The 17,548-nt window shown below is 70.1% G+C and carries 18 protein-coding genes; 17 read left to right on the top strand and 1 reads right to left on the bottom strand.

Translation table 11 applies throughout. The features are described from left to right. Positions 1 to 378: 378 nt before the first annotated feature. Complete coding sequence (locus tag ABD143_RS16635) at positions 379 to 1,272, top strand: IclR family transcriptional regulator (RefSeq protein WP_343978496.1); 894 nt, start codon at positions 379 to 381, stop codon at positions 1,270 to 1,272. 239 nt (positions 1,273 to 1,511) lie between these two features. On the opposite strand, the gene ABD143_RS16630 is transcribed toward ABD143_RS16635, so the two are convergent. Beyond that, positions 1,512 to 2,093 carry a flavin reductase family protein gene (locus ABD143_RS16630; protein ID WP_343978493.1) on the bottom strand — a complete coding sequence of 194 codons (582 nt, stop codon included), beginning with the start codon at positions 2,091 to 2,093 and terminating at the stop codon, positions 1,512 to 1,514. A gap of 586 nt (positions 2,094 to 2,679) precedes the next feature. Here ABD143_RS16630 and ABD143_RS16625 point away from each other — a divergent pair. The 16 genes from ABD143_RS16625 (at position 2,680) to ABD143_RS16550 (ending at position 17,518) form a co-directional block, all read left to right on the top strand. Next, positions 2,680 to 2,769, top strand: a complete 90-nt coding sequence (locus ABD143_RS16625) for a hypothetical protein (RefSeq protein ID WP_343979107.1) — start codon at positions 2,680 to 2,682, stop codon at positions 2,767 to 2,769. A 120-nt stretch (positions 2,770 to 2,889) separates the two neighbouring features. After that, complete coding sequence (locus ABD143_RS16620) at positions 2,890 to 3,501, top strand: TetR/AcrR family transcriptional regulator (RefSeq protein ID WP_343978490.1); 612 nt, start codon at positions 2,890 to 2,892, stop codon at positions 3,499 to 3,501. A 469-nt stretch (positions 3,502 to 3,970) separates the two neighbouring features. Next, positions 3,971 to 5,155, top strand: coding sequence for an acyl-CoA dehydrogenase family protein (locus tag ABD143_RS16615; protein ID WP_343978487.1), 1,185 nt, complete (start codon positions 3,971 to 3,973; stop codon positions 5,153 to 5,155). Positions 5,156 to 5,349: 194 nt separating this feature from the next. Next, a complete protein-coding gene (locus tag ABD143_RS16610) occupies positions 5,350 to 5,490 on the top strand; it encodes an alpha/beta fold hydrolase (RefSeq protein ID WP_343978483.1) in 141 nt (46 codons plus the stop codon). Further along, positions 5,487 to 6,389 (top strand): VOC family protein, encoded by a 903-nt coding sequence (locus ABD143_RS16605; protein WP_343978480.1) that lies wholly within the window; start codon positions 5,487 to 5,489, stop codon positions 6,387 to 6,389. The genes ABD143_RS16610 and ABD143_RS16605 overlap by 4 nt, the downstream gene beginning before the upstream one ends. A 343-nt stretch (positions 6,390 to 6,732) precedes the next feature. Further along, positions 6,733 to 6,948 carry a hypothetical protein gene (locus ABD143_RS16600; RefSeq protein WP_343978478.1) on the top strand — a complete coding sequence of 72 codons (216 nt, stop codon included), beginning with the start codon at positions 6,733 to 6,735 and terminating at the stop codon, positions 6,946 to 6,948. 38 nt (positions 6,949 to 6,986) lie between these two features. Then, on the top strand, positions 6,987 to 8,060 hold the full coding sequence (locus ABD143_RS16595; protein ID WP_379659923.1) for a 2Fe-2S iron-sulfur cluster-binding protein: 1,074 nt from the start codon (positions 6,987 to 6,989) through the stop codon (positions 8,058 to 8,060). Positions 8,061 to 8,455: 395 nt separating this feature from the next. Then, positions 8,456 to 8,644 carry a nuclear transport factor 2 family protein gene (locus ABD143_RS16590; protein ID WP_343978475.1) on the top strand — a complete coding sequence of 63 codons (189 nt, stop codon included), beginning with the start codon at positions 8,456 to 8,458 and terminating at the stop codon, positions 8,642 to 8,644. 154 nt (positions 8,645 to 8,798) lie between these two features. Next, positions 8,799 to 10,352 carry an ABC transporter substrate-binding protein gene (locus tag ABD143_RS16585; RefSeq protein WP_343978472.1) on the top strand — a complete coding sequence of 518 codons (1,554 nt, stop codon included), beginning with the start codon at positions 8,799 to 8,801 and terminating at the stop codon, positions 10,350 to 10,352. Positions 10,353 to 10,396: 44 nt separating this feature from the next. After that, positions 10,397 to 11,344, top strand: coding sequence for an ABC transporter permease (locus tag ABD143_RS16580; RefSeq protein ID WP_343978469.1), 948 nt, complete (start codon positions 10,397 to 10,399; stop codon positions 11,342 to 11,344). Between the two features lie 17 nt (positions 11,345 to 11,361). Continuing rightward, positions 11,362 to 12,285 (top strand): ABC transporter permease, encoded by a 924-nt coding sequence (locus tag ABD143_RS16575; protein WP_343978466.1) that lies wholly within the window; start codon positions 11,362 to 11,364, stop codon positions 12,283 to 12,285. Then, the gene (locus ABD143_RS16570) at positions 12,282 to 13,397 is read left to right on the top strand and encodes an ABC transporter ATP-binding protein (RefSeq protein WP_343978463.1); all 1,116 of its coding nucleotides are present in this window, start codon (positions 12,282 to 12,284) and stop codon (positions 13,395 to 13,397) included. Before ABD143_RS16575 ends, ABD143_RS16570 begins: the two co-directional genes overlap by 4 nt. A gap of 38 nt (positions 13,398 to 13,435) precedes the next feature. Continuing rightward, a complete protein-coding gene (locus ABD143_RS16565; protein ID WP_343978461.1) occupies positions 13,436 to 14,476 on the top strand; it encodes an ABC transporter ATP-binding protein in 1,041 nt (346 codons plus the stop codon). Then, positions 14,473 to 15,627, top strand: coding sequence for a CoA transferase (locus ABD143_RS16560; protein ID WP_343978458.1), 1,155 nt, complete (start codon positions 14,473 to 14,475; stop codon positions 15,625 to 15,627). The genes ABD143_RS16565 and ABD143_RS16560 overlap by 4 nt, the downstream gene beginning before the upstream one ends. Next, positions 15,624 to 16,868, top strand: coding sequence for a CaiB/BaiF CoA transferase family protein (locus ABD143_RS16555; protein ID WP_343978456.1), 1,245 nt, complete (start codon positions 15,624 to 15,626; stop codon positions 16,866 to 16,868). Before ABD143_RS16560 ends, ABD143_RS16555 begins: the two co-directional genes overlap by 4 nt. Then, positions 16,868 to 17,518 (top strand): PaaI family thioesterase, encoded by a 651-nt coding sequence (locus tag ABD143_RS16550; protein ID WP_343978453.1) that lies wholly within the window; start codon positions 16,868 to 16,870, stop codon positions 17,516 to 17,518. Before ABD143_RS16555 ends, ABD143_RS16550 begins: the two co-directional genes overlap by 1 nt. The last annotated feature ends 30 nt before the right edge of the window (positions 17,519 to 17,548 follow it).

Below are 17,548 nucleotides of genomic sequence, written 5' to 3'. Positions count from 1 at the left end.
GATCGGAGCAGGCATGGCTGACCCGGTTCTGACGGAGCGGCGCGGCCGGCAGGTCGCCGCATCGCGCGACGCGCATGAGGGGGCCAGGGTGTTCGCCGAGAAGCGTTCGCCGCGGTGGACCGGGACCTGACCACGATGCGGCCGGGCTCGTCGGCTGCGGGACAGGCGCATCGGCCGGCAGGTGTGCGCACTGGTCGGAGAGGCTCTTGGACCCGAGCGCGAACGGCGGTGGCTTGACGAGGGGCTACCACGGGCGCGTGCTGCGGGCTCGAGGAGGCCTCCGCTGTGTGGGCGGGGCGCTTCCCGCAGGCCACAAAGGCTGCTAGCTTGAGGCAGCGTACTAGAATTCATTTCAGAAATTTGCAGAGAGGCGGCGGCGTGGTCTCAGCGCTGAGCACCAATGCCGGTTCGGTAGTCGAGCAGCGAATGCTGCCCCCGTCGATGGTGGAGCGCATGACGCTGATCATGGACTCGTTCGAGCGTCCGCAGACGCGTCTGACGCTCGAGGAGGTCGCCCAGCGGACCAGTCTCCCCCGCTCGACGACCCACCGCATCCTTGATCAGCTGGTGCGGCTGGGTTGGCTCAACCACACCACGTGCGGGTACGGCCTCGGGCCGCGGGCGCTGGGGCTGGGCGGTCGGGAGATCGGCCACAACGCGCTGCGCGCCGCTGCGGCACCGCGACTGCACGACCTGGCCATCCGGACCGAGATGGTCGTGCAGCTCGCGGTCCTCGACGGGACGGATGTGTACTACCTGGACAAGATAGGTGGCCGCGCCGCCGTGGACATCCCGTCGCGGGTCGGTGGCCGGGCGCCGGCGCACTGCACGGCGCTCGGTAAGGCGATGCTCGCCTGGCTGGCCCCGGAGCACGTTGACGCGCAGTACACGGACACGCTCGACCGGTGCACGACACGCAGCATCGGCGACCTCGGGGTCCTGCACCAGGAGCTGAGCCGCATCCGCAGTCGCAACGGGCTGGCGTTCGAGCAGGGGGAGTGCTCCCCGAACATCGGGTGCGTCGGCGTCGCGCTGCGCGGGCCTGAGGGCCCCATCGGGGCGATCTCCATCGTGGGGCACGCGCGATCGGCTCTGGAGCGGGTGGCGCCGCTCGTGGTCAGCGCAGCCCGCGCAGTCTCCGACGAGCTCTTTGGCGCTCGACAGCCGCCGCGGCGGTCCCGCCGCGACCCTGTCATCCTCCGTGAGACCTGGTCGAGCCGGTCGATGACGCTACGACTCGTCGCAATGGGTGAGAGTGGCGATTGGCTCTAGAAGTCCCTGTTCTGCGAGTGCCTGCCGCGGTCTTCGCGCCCAGGCGGGCCAGGTTGCGTTGAGTCCGGCCTCGTCGTCGAGCACATCGGGAGTTCTCGGCGGTGATCGCCAGGGCGAGGCGGGCCTCGACTGCTGGCGCGGGGTGTGACTCCAGGCCGCGGCTCGGGGGTGCATGCCATGGCTACTGCCGCCTGCACACGGGTGGCGAGTCTGCAGCCCGGAGCCGGCTCACCGCACGGTCACTCCCGGCTGCTCGTGTCGCCGGCTTCGCCCGGCAACTCGGCACCGATGCCGAACCCGCCGCGAAAGAAGATCATCGGACGGCGGCCAGTGATCCGCTCGACCTGCAGAACCTGCCCGACAACGAGGTCGTGGTCACCTGCCGCGTGGACCTGTTGCACGTCAGCGTGAACGCGCATCAGCACGCCGGGCAGGACCGGGGTGTCCCAGCGTGACAGGCTCCACTCCACGCCGTCGAACTTGCGGCCGTAGCCGGAGCCGAAGCGCTCGCACAGCGCGGTCTGGTCCTCGCCGAGCACGTGGACGCAGAACCGGCCGCCCCGGCGGATCCGCGGCCAGGAGCGGCCGCGCTGATCGGCACAGAACATCACGAGCGGCGGCTGCAGCGAGACCGACGCGAAGGACTGACAGGCGAAGCCCATCGGCTCGGCGTCGTCCAGCCCGGTCACCACCGTCACGCCGGTGGCGAACTCGGCCATCGCCCGCCGGAACTCGGCAGGGGCCACGGTCGCCGCCGCGCGTTCGTCAACCTGGCCCTCCGCCGGCAGCGCCGCGGCGCCACCTGCTGCCGTCGTCGTCATGCTGCCGACGTTAGGAGCCCTCGCGGCGCTGACGGCCGGCTCAGTCCCGGTCAGCGGGCCTGCCCGGCGGGACCGATCCAGGTCGACCCGCCGGGATCGCTCTCTGGGGGACATCCGAACTGCCGGGGCGCCCGCCGCTCGGCGCCCTGGCAGGCAGTGGGACTCACCAGGGGCCCGCACACATGACGGATCCGGGGTCGGACAACACCTTCGCGAGCTGCTAACCGAAGTGCGCGTGCTGCGCCACGACGAGGCGGGCGACACCCGACCGCTGGACCTGTCGGCCGGATCCAGCCGGCGGACCTGGTGGTCCCGCTGATCGGGACGGGTCCCCCGCCCGACCTGCAGCGGTGGGACGGTAGCGGGGCGTAACGAGCCTGATCTAGAGCCGTCGAGAACGCGCGGAGTGCGGAGTGCTCACGACCGACGAGCGGCAGGCTGCAGCGGACCGGCTCTGGGCCGCGCAGACCGACCGGGCGCCGATCGCGCCGCTGACCGAGACGTACGACGGGATCGACGTCGATCGACTTCTTGAAGATCGTCGACGCCGCGGAGGACCTGGTCCGCCCGGTGATGGACGGCGGAGATCCTGCTCGAGTCCGGGCGCCGCCGGCTCATCGGAGGCCAGGAGGACCAGATCATTGACATCGCGGTGGCGTTGGCGGCGGAGAAGTAGCAGCCCCGGTCGCACTGCGGGCGTATCCGGTGGCGAGCACCGCGACGCCCTGTGCGCTCCAACCGGCCGCGCGGCTATCCTGGCGGTGCCTCGCCCGGAGCGACTGCGAAATGGGGAACCGTGCCGAGAACCGCCGAGGCCCGGGCTCCGGCGTCACCGGCCTCGAAGGACCAGGTCGTCCGGCGCGGGCGCATTCTGGCCGCCGCCGCCGATCTCGGGGCCCGTGCCGGTCTTGAAGGCGTGCAGATGCACGAGGTCGCCAAGGACGGCGGCGTCGCGATCGGCACCCTGTACCGCTACTTCCCGTCCAAGACCCAGCTGTTCGCCACGGTCTTCGAGGAGCAGATCAGGCGGTTCGTCGGCGACGGGTGGGCGGGTGACGGCACGGACCCGACCGGCGACGTGGGCGAGATGCTAGTGCACCTCTACCGGGAGCTGACGCGCCGGCCACGGCTGGGCGTTGCGATGGTGCAGTCCGCCGCCGCCAACCACGCGTCGGTGTGGGCGGCCGAGGCCGAGCTCGTGCAGTCCACGCTCGGCCGCGCCGTCCTCGGCACGCTCGGCGTCGCCGAACCCACCGAGCGCGACGTGAGCGTCGTGCGGCTGTTGATGTACAGCTGGTGGGGGATACTGAAGGCCGGCCTCACCGGCAAGACGACGCAGGCCCAGGCCGAGGCGGAAACACGGTTGGCTGCGCGGCTGCTGCTCGCGTCCTGCTCAGCCTCCGGCTGACCTGCTCGTCAGGAACCGCGGTCCCGCTCATCGCACCCAACCGGCCTTCGCGCCACCGCCGAAAGCACGATCTGGAAAAGTGATCGTCTTCGCCACGGGATTCGACGCGACCGGTCCGCGTACATGCGCACCGCTCGGGTACGGGCCTGCTCATCGAACTTCCGAGGCGCAGGCACGGCTCCAGTCTCGTTGCAGGCACGCCCGGTGCGAACGGCGTCGCCCCGACGCGTGTGTCCACTCGCGGCCGACGACGACCGGTTGTGCGACGCCGGTCGGCGTGCCGTCACCTCGGCGACGCTCGGGAGCAGCGCCGGAGCGGCTCAGGGAGGGGCGATCCCGGTCGCTGTGACGGCCCGCCGTGCCGCTCTCCCGCTGAGTGGGAGCGCGAGTGGGTTCACACTCGCGCCGTCCCTACCGTCGGTCGCGTCGCCGGTGACGGCGACGAGAGAACCGCTGCTGGGAGGCACCGATGACGCACGAGGTCGTGCAGCACGTGGAGGCACTAGGCCCGCGCCTGGCTGCCGCCGCCGAGGAGACGGAGCGGCTGGGCAAGCTGTCGGACGAGTCCGTGGCGCTGGTCCGGGAGGCCGGCGTGATGCGCCTGCTGCAGCCCAAGGACTTCGGTGGGTTCGCCGCACACCCGCGCGACTTCGCTGAGGCCGTCATGGCGGTGTCCCGCCACTGCGGCGCCACCGGCTGGGTCTGCGGGGTCGGCGGCGTGCACCCGTGGGAGATGGCGCTGTGCGACCGGCGGGTCCAGGAGGAGGTCTGGGGCAAGGACCCGGACACCTGGATCGCGTCGCCATACATGCCCAGCGGAATCGCCGTTCCGACCGAGGGCGGCTACGTCCTCAACGGACACTGGCAGTTCTCCTCGGGGACGGACCACTGCGACTGGATCTTCCTCGGCGCCATGGTCGGCGACGCCAAGGGCGCGCCGCTGATGCCGCCGCGCAGTCTGCACGTGATCCTGCCCCGCAAGGACTACACGATCGTCGAGGACTCCTGGAACGTCGTCGGCCTCTCGGGGACCGGGAGCAAGGACATCATCGTCGAGAACGCGTTCATCCCCGACTACCGCTCCATCGACGCGGCCGAGGTCGCCGAGGGCGAGATCGCCGCCGAGCGCGCCGGGCGCACCGACACCGTCTACCGGCTCCCGTTCTGGTCGGTGTTCCCGCTGGGGATCACAGCCGCCGTGATCGGCATCACCGAAGGCCTGCTGCAGCACCACCTCGACTTCCAGCGCGAGCGGACCATGGCCAACGGCACCAAGGTCAAGGAGGACGTCTCCACGCTCTACGCCATCTCCGAGGCAGCGACCGAGATCGCCGCCTCCCGCACCCAGCTGCTCGACGGCATCTCCCGCCTGCACGATCGCGCCGAGGCGGGCAAGCCGATCACCTTCGAGGACCGCGCCGTGGTGCGCCGCAACCAGACCCGCTGCGCCTGGCGGGCGGTCATGGCGGGCGACCAGATCTTCGCCCGCTCCGGCGGCAACGCGCTGCGCAAGGACAACCCCTTGCAGCGCTTCTGGCGCGACTCGCACGCGGGCCTGCACCACGCCATCCACATCCCCGGCGGCATTTACCACACCACCGCGCTGATCGCGATGGGCATCGAGCCCGCCCCGCACCAGCGCATCCTGATCTAGCGCATCCCGATCCAGCGCGGAGGAGCACCTTGACCGCCACCGTCACCATCGCCGCCGACCTCACCCGGGACGGCACAAGCCGCACGGTGGATCGGCGTGGGTACCGGTGTGGGCCCGGCTCGGCGAGATCGCGCATCCAACGCTGTTGACCTACGGCCGCGACGACCGGTGACCCCGCTCGAGGGCGCGACCCGTTGCGCAACATCCGCAACGCCGAGCTGCACGTCTTCCCCAACTGCGGCCACTGGGCCGTGCAGGAACGCCAGGCGTACTTCGAGCGTGTGGTGCTCGAGTTCCGCACCCGCGAGACCGACAGCCAAGAGGAGATCCGATGACCGACATCCGGGCACTCGGTTACGTCCGAGTGCGCGCCACCGACATGGCCGCCTGGAAGGAGTTCGCAACCGAGACCATCGGTTTCGCGCTCGGCGACGGGCCGGAGCACGACGCGCTCTACCTGCGGATCGACGAGCGCCCCGCGCGCCTGGTCATCCTGCAGGGCGAGGAGGACCGGGTCGAGGCCGTCGGCTGGGAGGTCCGCGACCACCAGGCCCTCGCCCGGGTGCAGGCCGCGGTCGAGGGAGCCGGGGTGGCGGCCAAGCCGCTCTCGCCGGAGGAGTCCGACCTCCGCCGGGTCGAGGCGGGCATCGCGTTCGAGGCGCCAGGGGGCACCCCCGTGGAGGTCTTCCACGGCGCGGCGCTCGACCACTCCCCGCTGAACACCCCGTTCGGTAACCGCTTCGTGGCCGGCGAGCTCGGCCTCGGCCACGTCGTCGTGCCGGTCGGCGATATGCCCGGCGCGTTCGACTTCTACGCCGGCACCCTCGGCTTCCACACCCGCGGCGGGTTCCGGCTGCCCGCCCCGCCCGAGTACGGGCCGGTCCGGATGCGCTTCATGGGCGTCAACCCCCGCCACCACAGCCTGGCGATCATGCCCTCGCCGGAACTCAAGGCCCCGGCGCTGGTGCACATCATGGTCGAGTGCGAGACCCTCGACGAGGTCGGCCGGGCGCTGGACCGGGTCATGGCCAAGGGCTACCACGTCACGTCGACCCTCGGCCGGCACACCAACGACAAGGTGGTCTCCTTCTACGTCCGCACGCCGGGGGGCTGGGACCTCGAGGTCGGCTGCGGGGGCATGCTCGTCGACGAGGACCACTACTCCGCCGAGGAGATCACCGCGGACGCCTACTGGGGCCACACGTGGGACTTCTCCACCGGGAACCCGGCATGAGACTCTCGGGCTGAAGGCGCCCGCCGAAGTCGGCGACCGTTGCCCGCGAACTCCCTTCCGAGCTGGGCGCCGGCGCGGTCCTCGCGACGACCGTCCTGCGCCCCCGCGGAGCACGTCGGTCGCGCCGGCACCGGAGCCGGCGACTGCGACGTGAGTGCCACCCGCCGCCCGGGCGCGAGGGCGTGACGGGCGGTGTTCCCGCTCACGGGGAGTCCCGATGGTCGGTTGCCCGCAGGCTGCCTAGCGTCGTCGCGAACGTCTCGGCAGGTGCCCGACCGCACCGTGCCAACTGGCCGCCGATCTGCCACGACCGCCTGCACGCGTTCGCGACACGGAGGTAACAATGACGTCCACCCTTTCCGGCAGCGAGATCCGGGTCATCGAGGCGGCCGCACCACCGATGCGCTTCGCCCGAGCCTGGCACTGCCTCGGTCGCGCCGACTCCTTCGCCCGGACGCCGGACCTGACCGGCCGGGCGCTGCAGCGCGGCTGCAACGGGATGCGGGAGTCGATCGACAAGGCGGTCCGGGCCGGGCGAATCGAGGTACCGGGAGAGTGAGCGTGTCGTTGACGGCCGGTGGTGCGGCCGCCGCGCCGGTGACGACGCCGGAGCCGGCCGGGGTCGCGGCCCCCGCGGGCTACCGCCTGGTGGTCCGGGAGGTCGTCGCGGAGACCGCCGACGCCCACTCGGTCGTGTTCGAGGTGCCCGCCGAGCACGCAGAGCGGTTCCGGTACGCGCCCGGCCAGTTCCTCACCATGCGGGTACCGGCGGCGAGCGGGGGCGCCGCGGCCCGCTGCTACTCGCTGGCCAGCGCCCCCGAGCTGGACGACCACCTCACCGTCACCGTGAAGCGGGTCGCCGGCGGACTGGTCTCGAACTGGATCTGCGACAACCTGCAGCCCGGCCACGAGGTTGACGTGCTGCCCCCGGCCGGGCGGTTCACCCCGCGCTCCCTCGAGGCCGACTTGCTGCTGTTCGCCGGCGGCAGCGGGATCACCCCGATCATGTCCATCGTGCGGTCGGTGCTCGAGCGCGGCAGCGGCAGCGTGGTGCTCGTTTACGCGAACCGCGACGAGCGCTCGGTGATCTTCGCCGACCGGCTGCGCGAGCTGGCTGACAAGCACCCCGACCGGCTGACCGTGCTGCACCTGCTGGAGAGCGTCGAGGGCCTGCCCACCGTCGCCCGGCTGCGCGCGCTCGCCGCCCCGTTCGCCGGCCGCGCCGCCGCCTTCGTCTGCGGTCCCGCTCCCTTCATGGACGCCGTCACCGTTGCGCTCGACGAGGCCGGCATGCCACGGGACCGGGTGGTGGTCGAGCGCTTCCTGTCGCTGGCGACCGACCCGTTCGCGAAGGCGCCGGCCGCGCGCGCCGACCCCGACACCGCCGCTGACCCCGACGCTGCGCGGCTCACGGTGACGATCGACGGCGAGCGCCGCGAGCTGACGTGGCCGCGCGGGACCCCCTTGCTCGATCTGCTCCGGGGCGCCGGCCTCGACGCCCCGTTCTCCTGCCGGGAGGGGGCCTGCAGTGCGTGCGCCTGCCGTGTGGAGTCGGGGGAGCTCACCATGACCCGCAATGATGTGCTGGAGCAGGAGGACCTCGACGAGGGCTGGGTTCTGGCCTGCCAGGCACACCCGGTCACCGACGAGGTCGAGGTCACCTACGACTGACCGACCGCCCCGTACCCCGTTCGGGCCCGTACCCATCCAGGAAGGACCAGGCCGCCGGGCGCACAAGGTCGGCATCGTGCCCCAACTTCCCGCTCGCCCCTGGCATGCTCACGGGAAAGTACCGGCGGGGCGGCGACTACCCGGAGGGCAGCCGCTTCGACACCATGGGCTTCTTCGCCGACAAGGTGGTCAACGACCCGAACGTCGACCGGGTGGACCAACGCCGCGGCCGTCGCCTGGCCTCTGACCGACGAGGACCTCGCCGCCCTCCCGGCCGTCCGAGCGGACCCTGCCCAGTTCACATCCCGGTTCCCGCTGAACGAAATAGCCCCTGGGCTCCGGTGACCTGGCCGGGGGAGCCTGATCTGCGTCAACGGCGACGACCAGGAGGACCAGTGGACAGCTCGGGAACCCAGATCCTGCGGTCGACGGAGGGGTGGCTGGATGCGCTAGAGGCCGTGCAGGCGATCACCCGGATGGAGTACCGCTACTGGCGGGCCTGCGACAACAAGGACCCCGATGGTTTCCGGCGCTGCTTCGTGCGGAGTGGGGCCGGCGACAAGAAGTTATTGACCGGCCGGTAAGTATTTGGCAATACTGTCGCGACGCCGTCGAGGCAGGTTCTTCCGGTGCGTGATCGTCACGCCGCAATTCCGTTACCGGTTCACCGTGGAAGAGGAGCGGGTCATGCGAGCTGTCCGTCCGGATGTACTGAGGAGACGAGTACCTGGATTGCTGGTGGCACTCTTGGTGGCGGTTCTCGCGCTGACCGGTTGCATCTCCACCTCGTCCGCGAGCGGACCCGCGGCGATCCCGGAAAGCGAGGCCGGCCCGCCGCAGTACGGCGGAATCTTCCGCTATGCGCCGGTCGGAGTGCAGACCGGCTACGACCCCATCAAGCGCGGCTTGCTGGACCCCTCGATGAACGCGCTCTACGACTCCCTCATGCGCTACAACGCCGACGGAATCGTCGAACCTTACCTGGCCGAGTCCCTGGAATCGGCCGACACCCAGAACTGGACCCTGACTCTGCGGCCCGGCGTCATGTTCCACGATGGCACACCGCTGGACGCGGAGGCGGTGGTGTTCAACATCCGACGCCACCAGGATCCGAACAGCGCATCCAGGGCCGCGTCCTACGTCCGCGACATCGTCACGGTCGAGGCGGTGGACGCGCAGACGGTGCATTTCGGGCTGACCGCGCCCATCGCCTCGTTCCCGAGCAACCTCACGACGGCGGTCGGGGCGATCGCCTCACCGACCGCTGTCCGCAATGCCGGTGAGGACTACGGGCGCACCGTGGCGGTCGGGGCCGGCCCGTTCCGGTTCGAACAGTGGCAGCCCGACCAGCGACTCACACTGCGGCGCAACCCGGAGTACTGGCAGGAGGGGTTGCCGTACCTGGACGAGTTCCAGGAGCTGCCGATGAGCGACACGGAGACCCGGTTCGCGGCCTACCAGGGTGGCGCCGTCGAGGCGGCCTGGTTTCAGGAGCCGACGCAGATCAACTGGGCTATCGAGAACCCCGACCTCGCCACGCTGCACGCGTCGACGGGCGGCGTCGGTGGGACCGGGCTCGTCTTCCAACTGCAGACGCCACCGTTCGACGACCTGCGTGTCCGGAGGGCCGTCGCCATGGCGGTCGACTACGACGCGCTGAACAATGCGCTCTTCCAAGGGTCCATGCCGACGATGGAAGGCCCCTTCGTCGAGGGGTCGTACTGGTACACGGGGACGGCGGACTGGCCGGACTTCGACCCGGACGCGGCACGAGCGCTGGTGGAGGAGTACGAGGCCGAGCATGGCGGGGACCTCGCGTTCACGCTGGGCTGTCACTCCGCACCGAGTCGGCGGCGCTATGCCGAGCTGATCCAGAACATGCTCACCCAGGTCGGCATGACGGTCGCGCTGGACACGCCCGACGTGGCCGAGTACGTCGATCGGGTCAACGCCAAGGACTACCAGATCGGTTGCTTCCCGAAGAACGGGACGGATCCTGATCTTGTGTACTTCCCGTCCTTCTCCTGTAGCGGACCCACCACGTCCAACGTCTTCGGATACTGCAACGAGGCAGCGGATGCCGCGCTGATCGAGGGCCGTAGGTCGGTTGATCTCCAGGACCGGAAGGCCGCATACGAGAAGTTCGAGGAGATCATCGCGCAGGACCTGCCGATGCTCTGGCAGTGGGGCGACACCTTCTCGGTCATCACCAAACCGAATGTATACGGGTACGTTTCGAACCCTGCGAACCCGGAGGATTTCCAGCCTGGATACCTGTGGCTGAGGAATTGAGTGGTCCAGGTAGGTGACTCCGAACCCCGACGGAGGCGTGGTCGATGCGCTCGCGCTTGACGAAATTAGCTACCGCACTCGTCACGCTGTTCATCGTGTCGCTTGTGGTGTACTCCCTGCAGGAGTTGCTCCCGGGTGATCCGGCCATCGCCATCCTCGGGGAGCAGGCAACTCCCGAGACCATCGCGGCAGTGCGGGCGGACCTGGCGCTGGACGACCCGTACCTGGTGCGCTACGTCGCCTGGCTCGGCGATGCGCTCCAGTTCGATCTGGGCCGGTCGTACCGGACCGGGTTCCCGGTCGTCGAGGAGATCGTCAATCGGCTGCCGATCACGCTGGAGCTCATGATCCTGGCGCAGGTCATCGCGCTCGGGATCGCGATCCCGCTCGGCACGCTGGCCGCGTACCGCGCGAAGAGCAGGTTCGACCGCACCATCACCGGCGCTGCGTTCGGGCTGGTGTCGGTGCCGGAGTTCGTGCTCGGCCTCCTGCTCATCTACTACCTGGCGCTCGGCCTCGGTCTGTTCCCGGCCACCGGGTGGGTCCCGCTGACGCAGTCGCCGGCCCAGAACCTGCATCACGCACTGTTGCCGGCGCTCACGATGGCGCTGCCGGTGGCGCCCGTCTACCAGCGCCTGCTGCGCAGCGACATGACCGCCACGCTGCAGGAGGACTACATCACGATGGCCCAGTCGAAGGGGCTGTCCACTTCGCACATCCTGTTCCGGCACGCACTCCGGCCGTCGTCGTTCTCGCTGGTCACGCTGGCGGGCATCAACACCGGTCGACTGATCGGAGGCTCTGTCATCGTGGAGGTGCTCTTCGCCGCCCCCGGCATCGGCCAGCTGATGGTCCAGTCGATCTTCCTGAGGGACTTCATCATGTTGCAGGGGACGGTGATCTTCGTTGCGGCCGCCTACATCCTGGTGAACTCCCTCGTCGATGTCGCCTACGGCTTCATCGATCCGCGGGTCCGCTACCAGGACGCCTGAGTCAGGGAGGCTCCACAATGACTGTAGAACCCGGCACGACGACCGTTCCCGGTCCGCGTCCAGCCGTCGCACCGGGTGTTCGCCGACGTGCCCGGCCGGCCCGCGCCGCCCGGCGGTCCTGCCGGCGCAGCCTCGGTCTGCTCTTCTGGCTCAGCGCGGGCTGGCTCGGCCTCGTTGTGCTCGGGGCCATTACCGCGCCGCTGTTGCCGATCGCCGATCCCGCGGCGCAGAACTACCAGGCGATCGCGGTGCCGCCGGGCAGCCCCGGTCACCCGCTCGGCACCGACAGGCTCGGTCGTGACCTGCTGGCCAGGGCGATCTTCGGCGCCCGGATCTCGTTGATCGTCACCACGTCCGCCGTGACGATCGGCCTGGTGGTCGGGGGCCTGCTGGGAATGCTCGCGGGCTACTACCGCGGCATCACGGAGCGGTTGGTCGTGGCGGCCACCGACGCCATGATGGCGTTCCCGGCGCTCGTGCTGTTGCTGGCCTTGATGGCGACGCTCGGGGCGAGCGTGCAGAACCTCATCATCGGGCTCGGGGTTCTGGGGATACCGGCTTTCGTGCGCCTGACGCGGGCGAACACGTTGGTGTACGCCCAGCGCGAGTTCATCGTCGCGGCCCGATCGCTCGGCGCGCTGAACCGGAGAATCCTGGCCAGGGAGATCGTGCCCAACATCCTCCCGGCGGTCGGTGCGTACGCGTTCCTGGTCGTCGCGTTGCTCATCGTGGCGGAGGGGTCGCTCAGTTTCCTCGGCGTCGGCGTGCCCCCACCGGCGTCGAGTTGGGGACTCATGATCGCCGAGGGGCGAGACTCGCTGAAGCAGACGCCGTGGGTGGCCTTCATCCCCAGCGCGTTCATGTTTCTCACGGTCCTGTCGTTCAACCTCATCGGTGACCGGCTGCGCGAGGAGAGCGACGTGCGGGAGACGACGTTATGACAGCCACAGCAGACGCGGGTCGACGGCCGTCGACCGCCCCGGACACCGATCCGCTCCTCGTCATCGACGACTGGAAGACCTGGTTCACGACCGGCTCGTCGACAGTCCGGGCGGTGGACGGGGTGTCGTTGAGCCTGCAACCGGGCCGGACCCTGGGGTTGGTCGGCGAGTCTGGATCAGGGAAGACGGTGCTGTCGCGGTCGATATTGGGCCTGTTGCCCACCCGCAACCGCCTCACCCCCGGTGGCTCGATCTCCTTCGACGGCGTCGACATCGGCCACCTGTCCAAGCGGGAGATGCGCGCGTACTGGGGCAAGGACCTGGCGATGGTCTTCCAGAACCCGATGACGTCGCTCAATCCGGTGCTCACGGTGGGCCGGCAGCTCACCGAGGTGCTGAAACTGCACCTGAGGATGCGTCGGGCGGATGCCCGGAACCGGGCCATCGAACTGCTGAGCAGCGTGGGCATCCCCGAACCGGCACGGCGGTTCGACGACTTCCCGCACCAGCTGTCCGGGGGGATGCGCCAGCGCGTCACCATCGCCATCGCGCTGGCGTGCAACCCGCGGTTGCTGCTCGCGGACGAGCCGACCACGGCGCTCGACGTCACCGTCCAGGCGCAGATCCTCGACTTGCTGGACACACAGCAACGCGAGCGGGGAATGACGATGGTTCTCGTCACGCACGACCTCGGCGTGGTGGCGGGAAGGACCGACGAGATCGCGGTGATGTACGGCGGCAAGATCGTCGAGATCGCGCCGACCAGGGAGCTGTTCCGCAAAACACGGATGCCCTACACGCAGGCCCTGATGCTCAGCGTCCCCAACATGTCCGCCCCGAGCCACACCCGCCTGTTCACCATCCCCGGCCGGCCGCCCGTGCTGACCGATCCGACGCCGGGCTGCCGCTTCAGCCCGCGGTGCCCCTACGCGCAGGAGCGGTGCCTGGTCGAGGAGCCGCCGCTCGCGGCTCCGGAACGAGCCGACCACCAGTACGCGTGCTGGTACCCGGTCGGCACGGCAGAGGGTGCGCTCGCGCTCGAGAGCAACCTCGCCGCCGGCGTGACCGCCAGCGGCACCGACATGTCGTCGATGTCCACATTGGAGGCGTGATGGCGGGTACCGGGAAGGCTCATCTACAGGACGGTGACGTGCTGTTACGGGTCGAGGACCTCGTCGTCGAGTACGCGGCGGGGCGGGGGAAGAAGGTCCACGCCGTCTCCGGGATCTCCTTCGACGTCCGCCGCGGCGAGACCCTTGGCTTCGTCGGCGAGTCAGGCTGCGGGAAGTCGACGACCGGGCGCGCGGTGCTGCAGCTCCCCTCACCGACATCGGGTTCGGTCACGATGAACGGTGTCGACCTCACGATGGCGGCGAGGGGTGAGATGCGGCTGGCGCGGACCCAGATGCAGATGATCTTCCAGGATCCGCTGTCGGCGCTCAACCCGCGGCGCCGGGTGCGAGAGATCGTGCGCGAGCCGCTCTCCATCTGGAAACGGGACCGGGCGAACTCCGACGCGCGGGTCGCCGAGCTGCTCGACCAGGTCGGCCTGGACGCTGCGGTGGCGGGCGACAGGCGCCCCCACGAGTTCTCCGGCGGGCAGTGCCAGCGCATCGCGATCGCGCGCGCGCTGATCCTGGAGCCGGGTTTGCTGATCTGCGACGAGCCCGTGTCGGCACTCGACGTGTCGGTCCAGGCACAGATCCTCAACCTGCTCGAGGACCTCAAGGAGAAGTACGGCCTCAGCATGATCTTCATCGCGCACGACGTCGCCGTCGTCAGGAGCATCAGCGATCGAGTGGCCGTGATGTACCTCGGAAAGCTGTGCGAGATCGCCCCGGCGGAGGAGCTCACCACCCGGGCGGCACACCCCTACACGAAGACGCTCCTGGATGCCGTTCCGATCGCGGACCCGGACGTCATCGTCAGGAGCAGCGAGTCGGCGCCGGCCGAGGCTCCGTCGCCGATCTCCCCACCCAGCGGCTGCAGGTTCCGCACCCGGTGCCCGAGAAGCCAGGCCCGGTGCGCTGAGGAGGAGCCCGTCTTCCGCAAGGTGACCGAGCAGCACTTCGTGGCGTGCCACTACCCGCTGGTGCCGCTGTCGCCGGCGGAGACGTCCGAGCCGGCGGAGCAGCCCGACCGGGCGTCCTCCGTCCCCACAGCGATCGGTGTCAGGAGAGGAACGGCATGACCGGCAGCGCTCTGAACGGGATTCGGGTGCTGGAGCTGGGAGGTGGCGACTCGTACGCAGTGCCCTACGCCACCCGGCTGCTCGCCGACCTCGGCGCCGAGGTCGTCATGGTCGAGCCGCCTGAGGGTCACGCGTTGCGCCGGGTTCCCGGCGCCGAGGGTCGCGACGCCCACGCCCGGCGCAACGTATTTTCGTTTCTCGCCGGCGGCAAGCGCAGTGTGGTGCTGCCCGATCCGCACCATCGCTCCCTCGGTGAGCTCCTGAGCTGGGCGGAGGTGGTCGTGGATGACCTCGGGGTCGACGGGCTCGCGGCGCTGGGGTTCGACGACGACGAGCTGCGAAGGCTGCGGCCCGACTCCGTCACCGTGCACGTCTCGGACTGGGGCGATTCCGGCCCGTACCGCGACCTCCCGGCGACGGCGCTGACGCTGCAGGCGACCGCAGGCTGGGTGACCACCCGGAACGAGCCCGGCGCGCCACTGGTGCAGGTGGGTGGGCGGATGCACGAATGGGTGGCCGGAGCGTTCATCGCCGCCGCCGTGATGACCGGGCGGGCGGCGGTGCGCAAGACCGGGATCGGGGTCTGCGTCGACTTCTCGGTGTTCGAATGCATCCACAGCACGATCCCGTACACCCGCCTGCAGCTGGACACGAACGTGGAGCTGGGGCTGGGGCCGACCGTGACCGTGTTCACCCCGTTCGGCGTGCGGCCGTGCAAGGACGGCTGGGTGGGGATCAACATCCTGACCGGCCGGCAGTGGGTGGACGCCTGCCTCGTCACCGACCTCGGCGAGTTCGCCGACCAGCAGCAGGAGCTGGGGCGGGGTGAGGGTGAGATCGCGAGGTTCGAGTCGCGGCTGCTCAAGTGGTTGAGCCGGCGGACGGTCAAGGAGGTCGTGGAGCTCGGGCAGGCCATGCGCATCCCGGTGGTGCCCGTGTGCCCGGGCGGGTCGGTCGACCTGCTCCCGCAGTGGACCCAGCGTGAGTTCTTCGTGGAGGTCGATGGCAGCGACGGCACCTACATGTGCCCGGGGCCACCATGGCGGCTCGGGGCGACGCCGCCGCACCGCGGCCTCCGGGCGCCGGTGCTCGGCGAGCACACGGCGGGCATGCTCGACGATCTGGACCAGGTCGCGGGGAGTAAGCGGTGAGTGGGACGCTGCCGTTCGACGGCCTGCGGGTGATCGATCTCGGGAGCTTCTGGGCGGCCCCGTACCTCACCACCTATCTGGGTGCCTACGGCGCTGACGTCGTCAAGGTCGAGTCGGTCCAGCGGCCAGACGGGTTCCGTTTCACGAGCACCCAGCCGGCGCTGGGCGACCGGTGGTTCGACCGCAGTCTGCTGTGGCAGGCGACGAACCTGAACAAGCGCTGCGTCACTGTCGGTCTGCGATCTGAGCAGGGCAAGGACCTGCTGCGGCGGCTCTGCGCCGACGCGGACGTCTTCGTCGAGAACTACGCCGCTCGGGTCGTCGAGCAGTTCGGGTTCGACTACGAGGGACTGCGTCGGATCAACCCCTCCATCATCGTGCTGCGGCTGCCGGGGTTCGGGCTGGCCGGACCGTGGCGGGACTATGTCGGGTGGGGCAACGCATTCGAGCAGATCGCGGGGCTGGCGTGGGTCACCGGATTCGGCGACGGGCGCCCGCAGACGCCGGGCGGGTACATCGACCCGACGGTCGGGATGCACGCGGCGGTGGCGCTGCTGGCTGCGGTCGAGCACCGGGAGCGGACGGGGGAGGGGCAGCTCGTGGAGGTCCCGCAGATCGAGGTCGGAGCCTCGATGACGGCGGAGCAACTCATAGTGCGGTCCTCGGGCGGCACCGAGCTCGTCCGGCAGGGGAACCGGCACCCGGTCTATGCGCCGCAGGGCGTGTACAGGTGCGCGGCGGAGCCGGCCGAGTGGGTGGCTCTGTCCGTCCGGGACAACCGGGAATGGCGTGCTCTCCGGCGGATCATGGGCGATCCGCCGGAGATGGCCGCACCCGTGCTGGACACAGTGGCAGGACGGCAGTCGCACCATGACGAGCTCGACCGTGCCCTCCAGGAGTGGTCGAGGGGCCAGGACGTCCACGACGTCGTCAGCGACCTGCGCGGTGCCGGGGTTCCAGTTGCCCGCGTGCTGGTGCCGGCCGGTTTCAACGAGGACCCCCAGCTTGTCGACCGCCAGTACTACCAGGAGGTGGTACACCCGCTGTCCGGGAAGCGGCGATTTCCCGGCTACCCGATGCGGTTCTCGTTCGAGTCGGCCCGCCGCCCGCACCGGCGGCCTGCGCCGAGACTGGGTGAGCACAACGAGGAGATTCTTGGTGGCGAACTCGGGCTGACCCCGGATGAGCTGGCCGCCCACACCGAGTCGGGAGTCATCGGCACCGCCCCGGCGGGAGCCTGATGAGCGAACTCGACGGGCACAACGCCGTCGGACACCCGTGGCAGCGCACCGTGCCCGCCTCGGACCTGCGGGCGTCGAAGCACCGGCTCGCCGCGATGGTCCGTGCACTGATCGCGGAGACGGTGCTCGTAGATGCCTCGAGAGCGAGAGCCGAGGACCTCCTCGCGGTCCAGGTCGCCTGCGAGGACCTGCTCCGGTCGGTGTCGGCCCTGCCGAGCCTCCGGTCGAGGGGCGGCCACCACGCGGTGGCCGAGGACCGACCGTTGATCGAGCGCGGACCGATCAGCGGCATGAGCAACCCGCTCGCTCCGCCACTCGTCATGAGTGCGGTATCCGGCTCGTCGGTGGTGCACGCGACCGCCGTGTTCGGTACTGCGTACGAGGGTCCGCCGAACATGGTGCACGGGGGTGTCCTGCTGTGTGTGCTCGACGAGGTGCTGGCCTTCGGGCAGATCCCGTCCGGTGCGATCGGGATGACGGGCACGGTGACGGTCAAGTTGATCAGACCGGTGCCGATCGGTGTCCGGGTGGACTTCGAGGCCGGAACCGAGAGTGTCGAGGAGCGCAAGACGAGGGTATGGGCGCGCGCGTTGGTCGATGGTCAGACGGCCGCCGAAGCCACCGCCGTCTGCATCCGCCCTCGGCGGTAGTCCCGATGCTCGACGCGCTCGCCTGGTCGG

This window comes from Pseudonocardia aurantiaca, assembly GCF_039526725.1.
Lineage (GTDB): Bacteria > Actinomycetota > Actinomycetes > Mycobacteriales > Pseudonocardiaceae > Pseudonocardia > Pseudonocardia aurantiaca.
The sequence above is the reverse complement of the archived record's forward strand: the minus strand, read 5'-3'. Positions and strand labels throughout refer to the sequence as shown.

Excerpts from the sequence above, each read along its gene's own strand:
- ABD143_RS16630 (WP_343978493.1), bottom strand. The coding sequence starts at position 2,093 with ATGACGACGACGGCAGCAGGTGGCGCCGCGGCGCTGCCGGCGGAGGGC.
- ABD143_RS16615 (WP_343978487.1), top strand. The coding sequence starts at position 3,971 with ATGACGCACGAGGTCGTGCAGCACGTGGAGGCACTAGGCCCGCGCCTG.
- ABD143_RS16605 (WP_343978480.1), top strand. The coding sequence starts at position 5,487 with ATGACCGACATCCGGGCACTCGGTTACGTCCGAGTGCGCGCCACCGAC.
- ABD143_RS16600 (WP_343978478.1), top strand. The coding sequence starts at position 6,733 with ATGACGTCCACCCTTTCCGGCAGCGAGATCCGGGTCATCGAGGCGGCC.
- ABD143_RS16580 (WP_343978469.1), top strand. The coding sequence starts at position 10,397 with ATGCGCTCGCGCTTGACGAAATTAGCTACCGCACTCGTCACGCTGTTC.
- ABD143_RS16575 (WP_343978466.1), top strand. The coding sequence starts at position 11,362 with ATGACTGTAGAACCCGGCACGACGACCGTTCCCGGTCCGCGTCCAGCC.
- ABD143_RS16570 (WP_343978463.1), top strand. The coding sequence starts at position 12,282 with ATGACAGCCACAGCAGACGCGGGTCGACGGCCGTCGACCGCCCCGGAC.
- ABD143_RS16560 (WP_343978458.1), top strand. The coding sequence starts at position 14,473 with ATGACCGGCAGCGCTCTGAACGGGATTCGGGTGCTGGAGCTGGGAGGT.
- ABD143_RS16550 (WP_343978453.1), top strand. The coding sequence starts at position 16,868 with ATGAGCGAACTCGACGGGCACAACGCCGTCGGACACCCGTGGCAGCGC.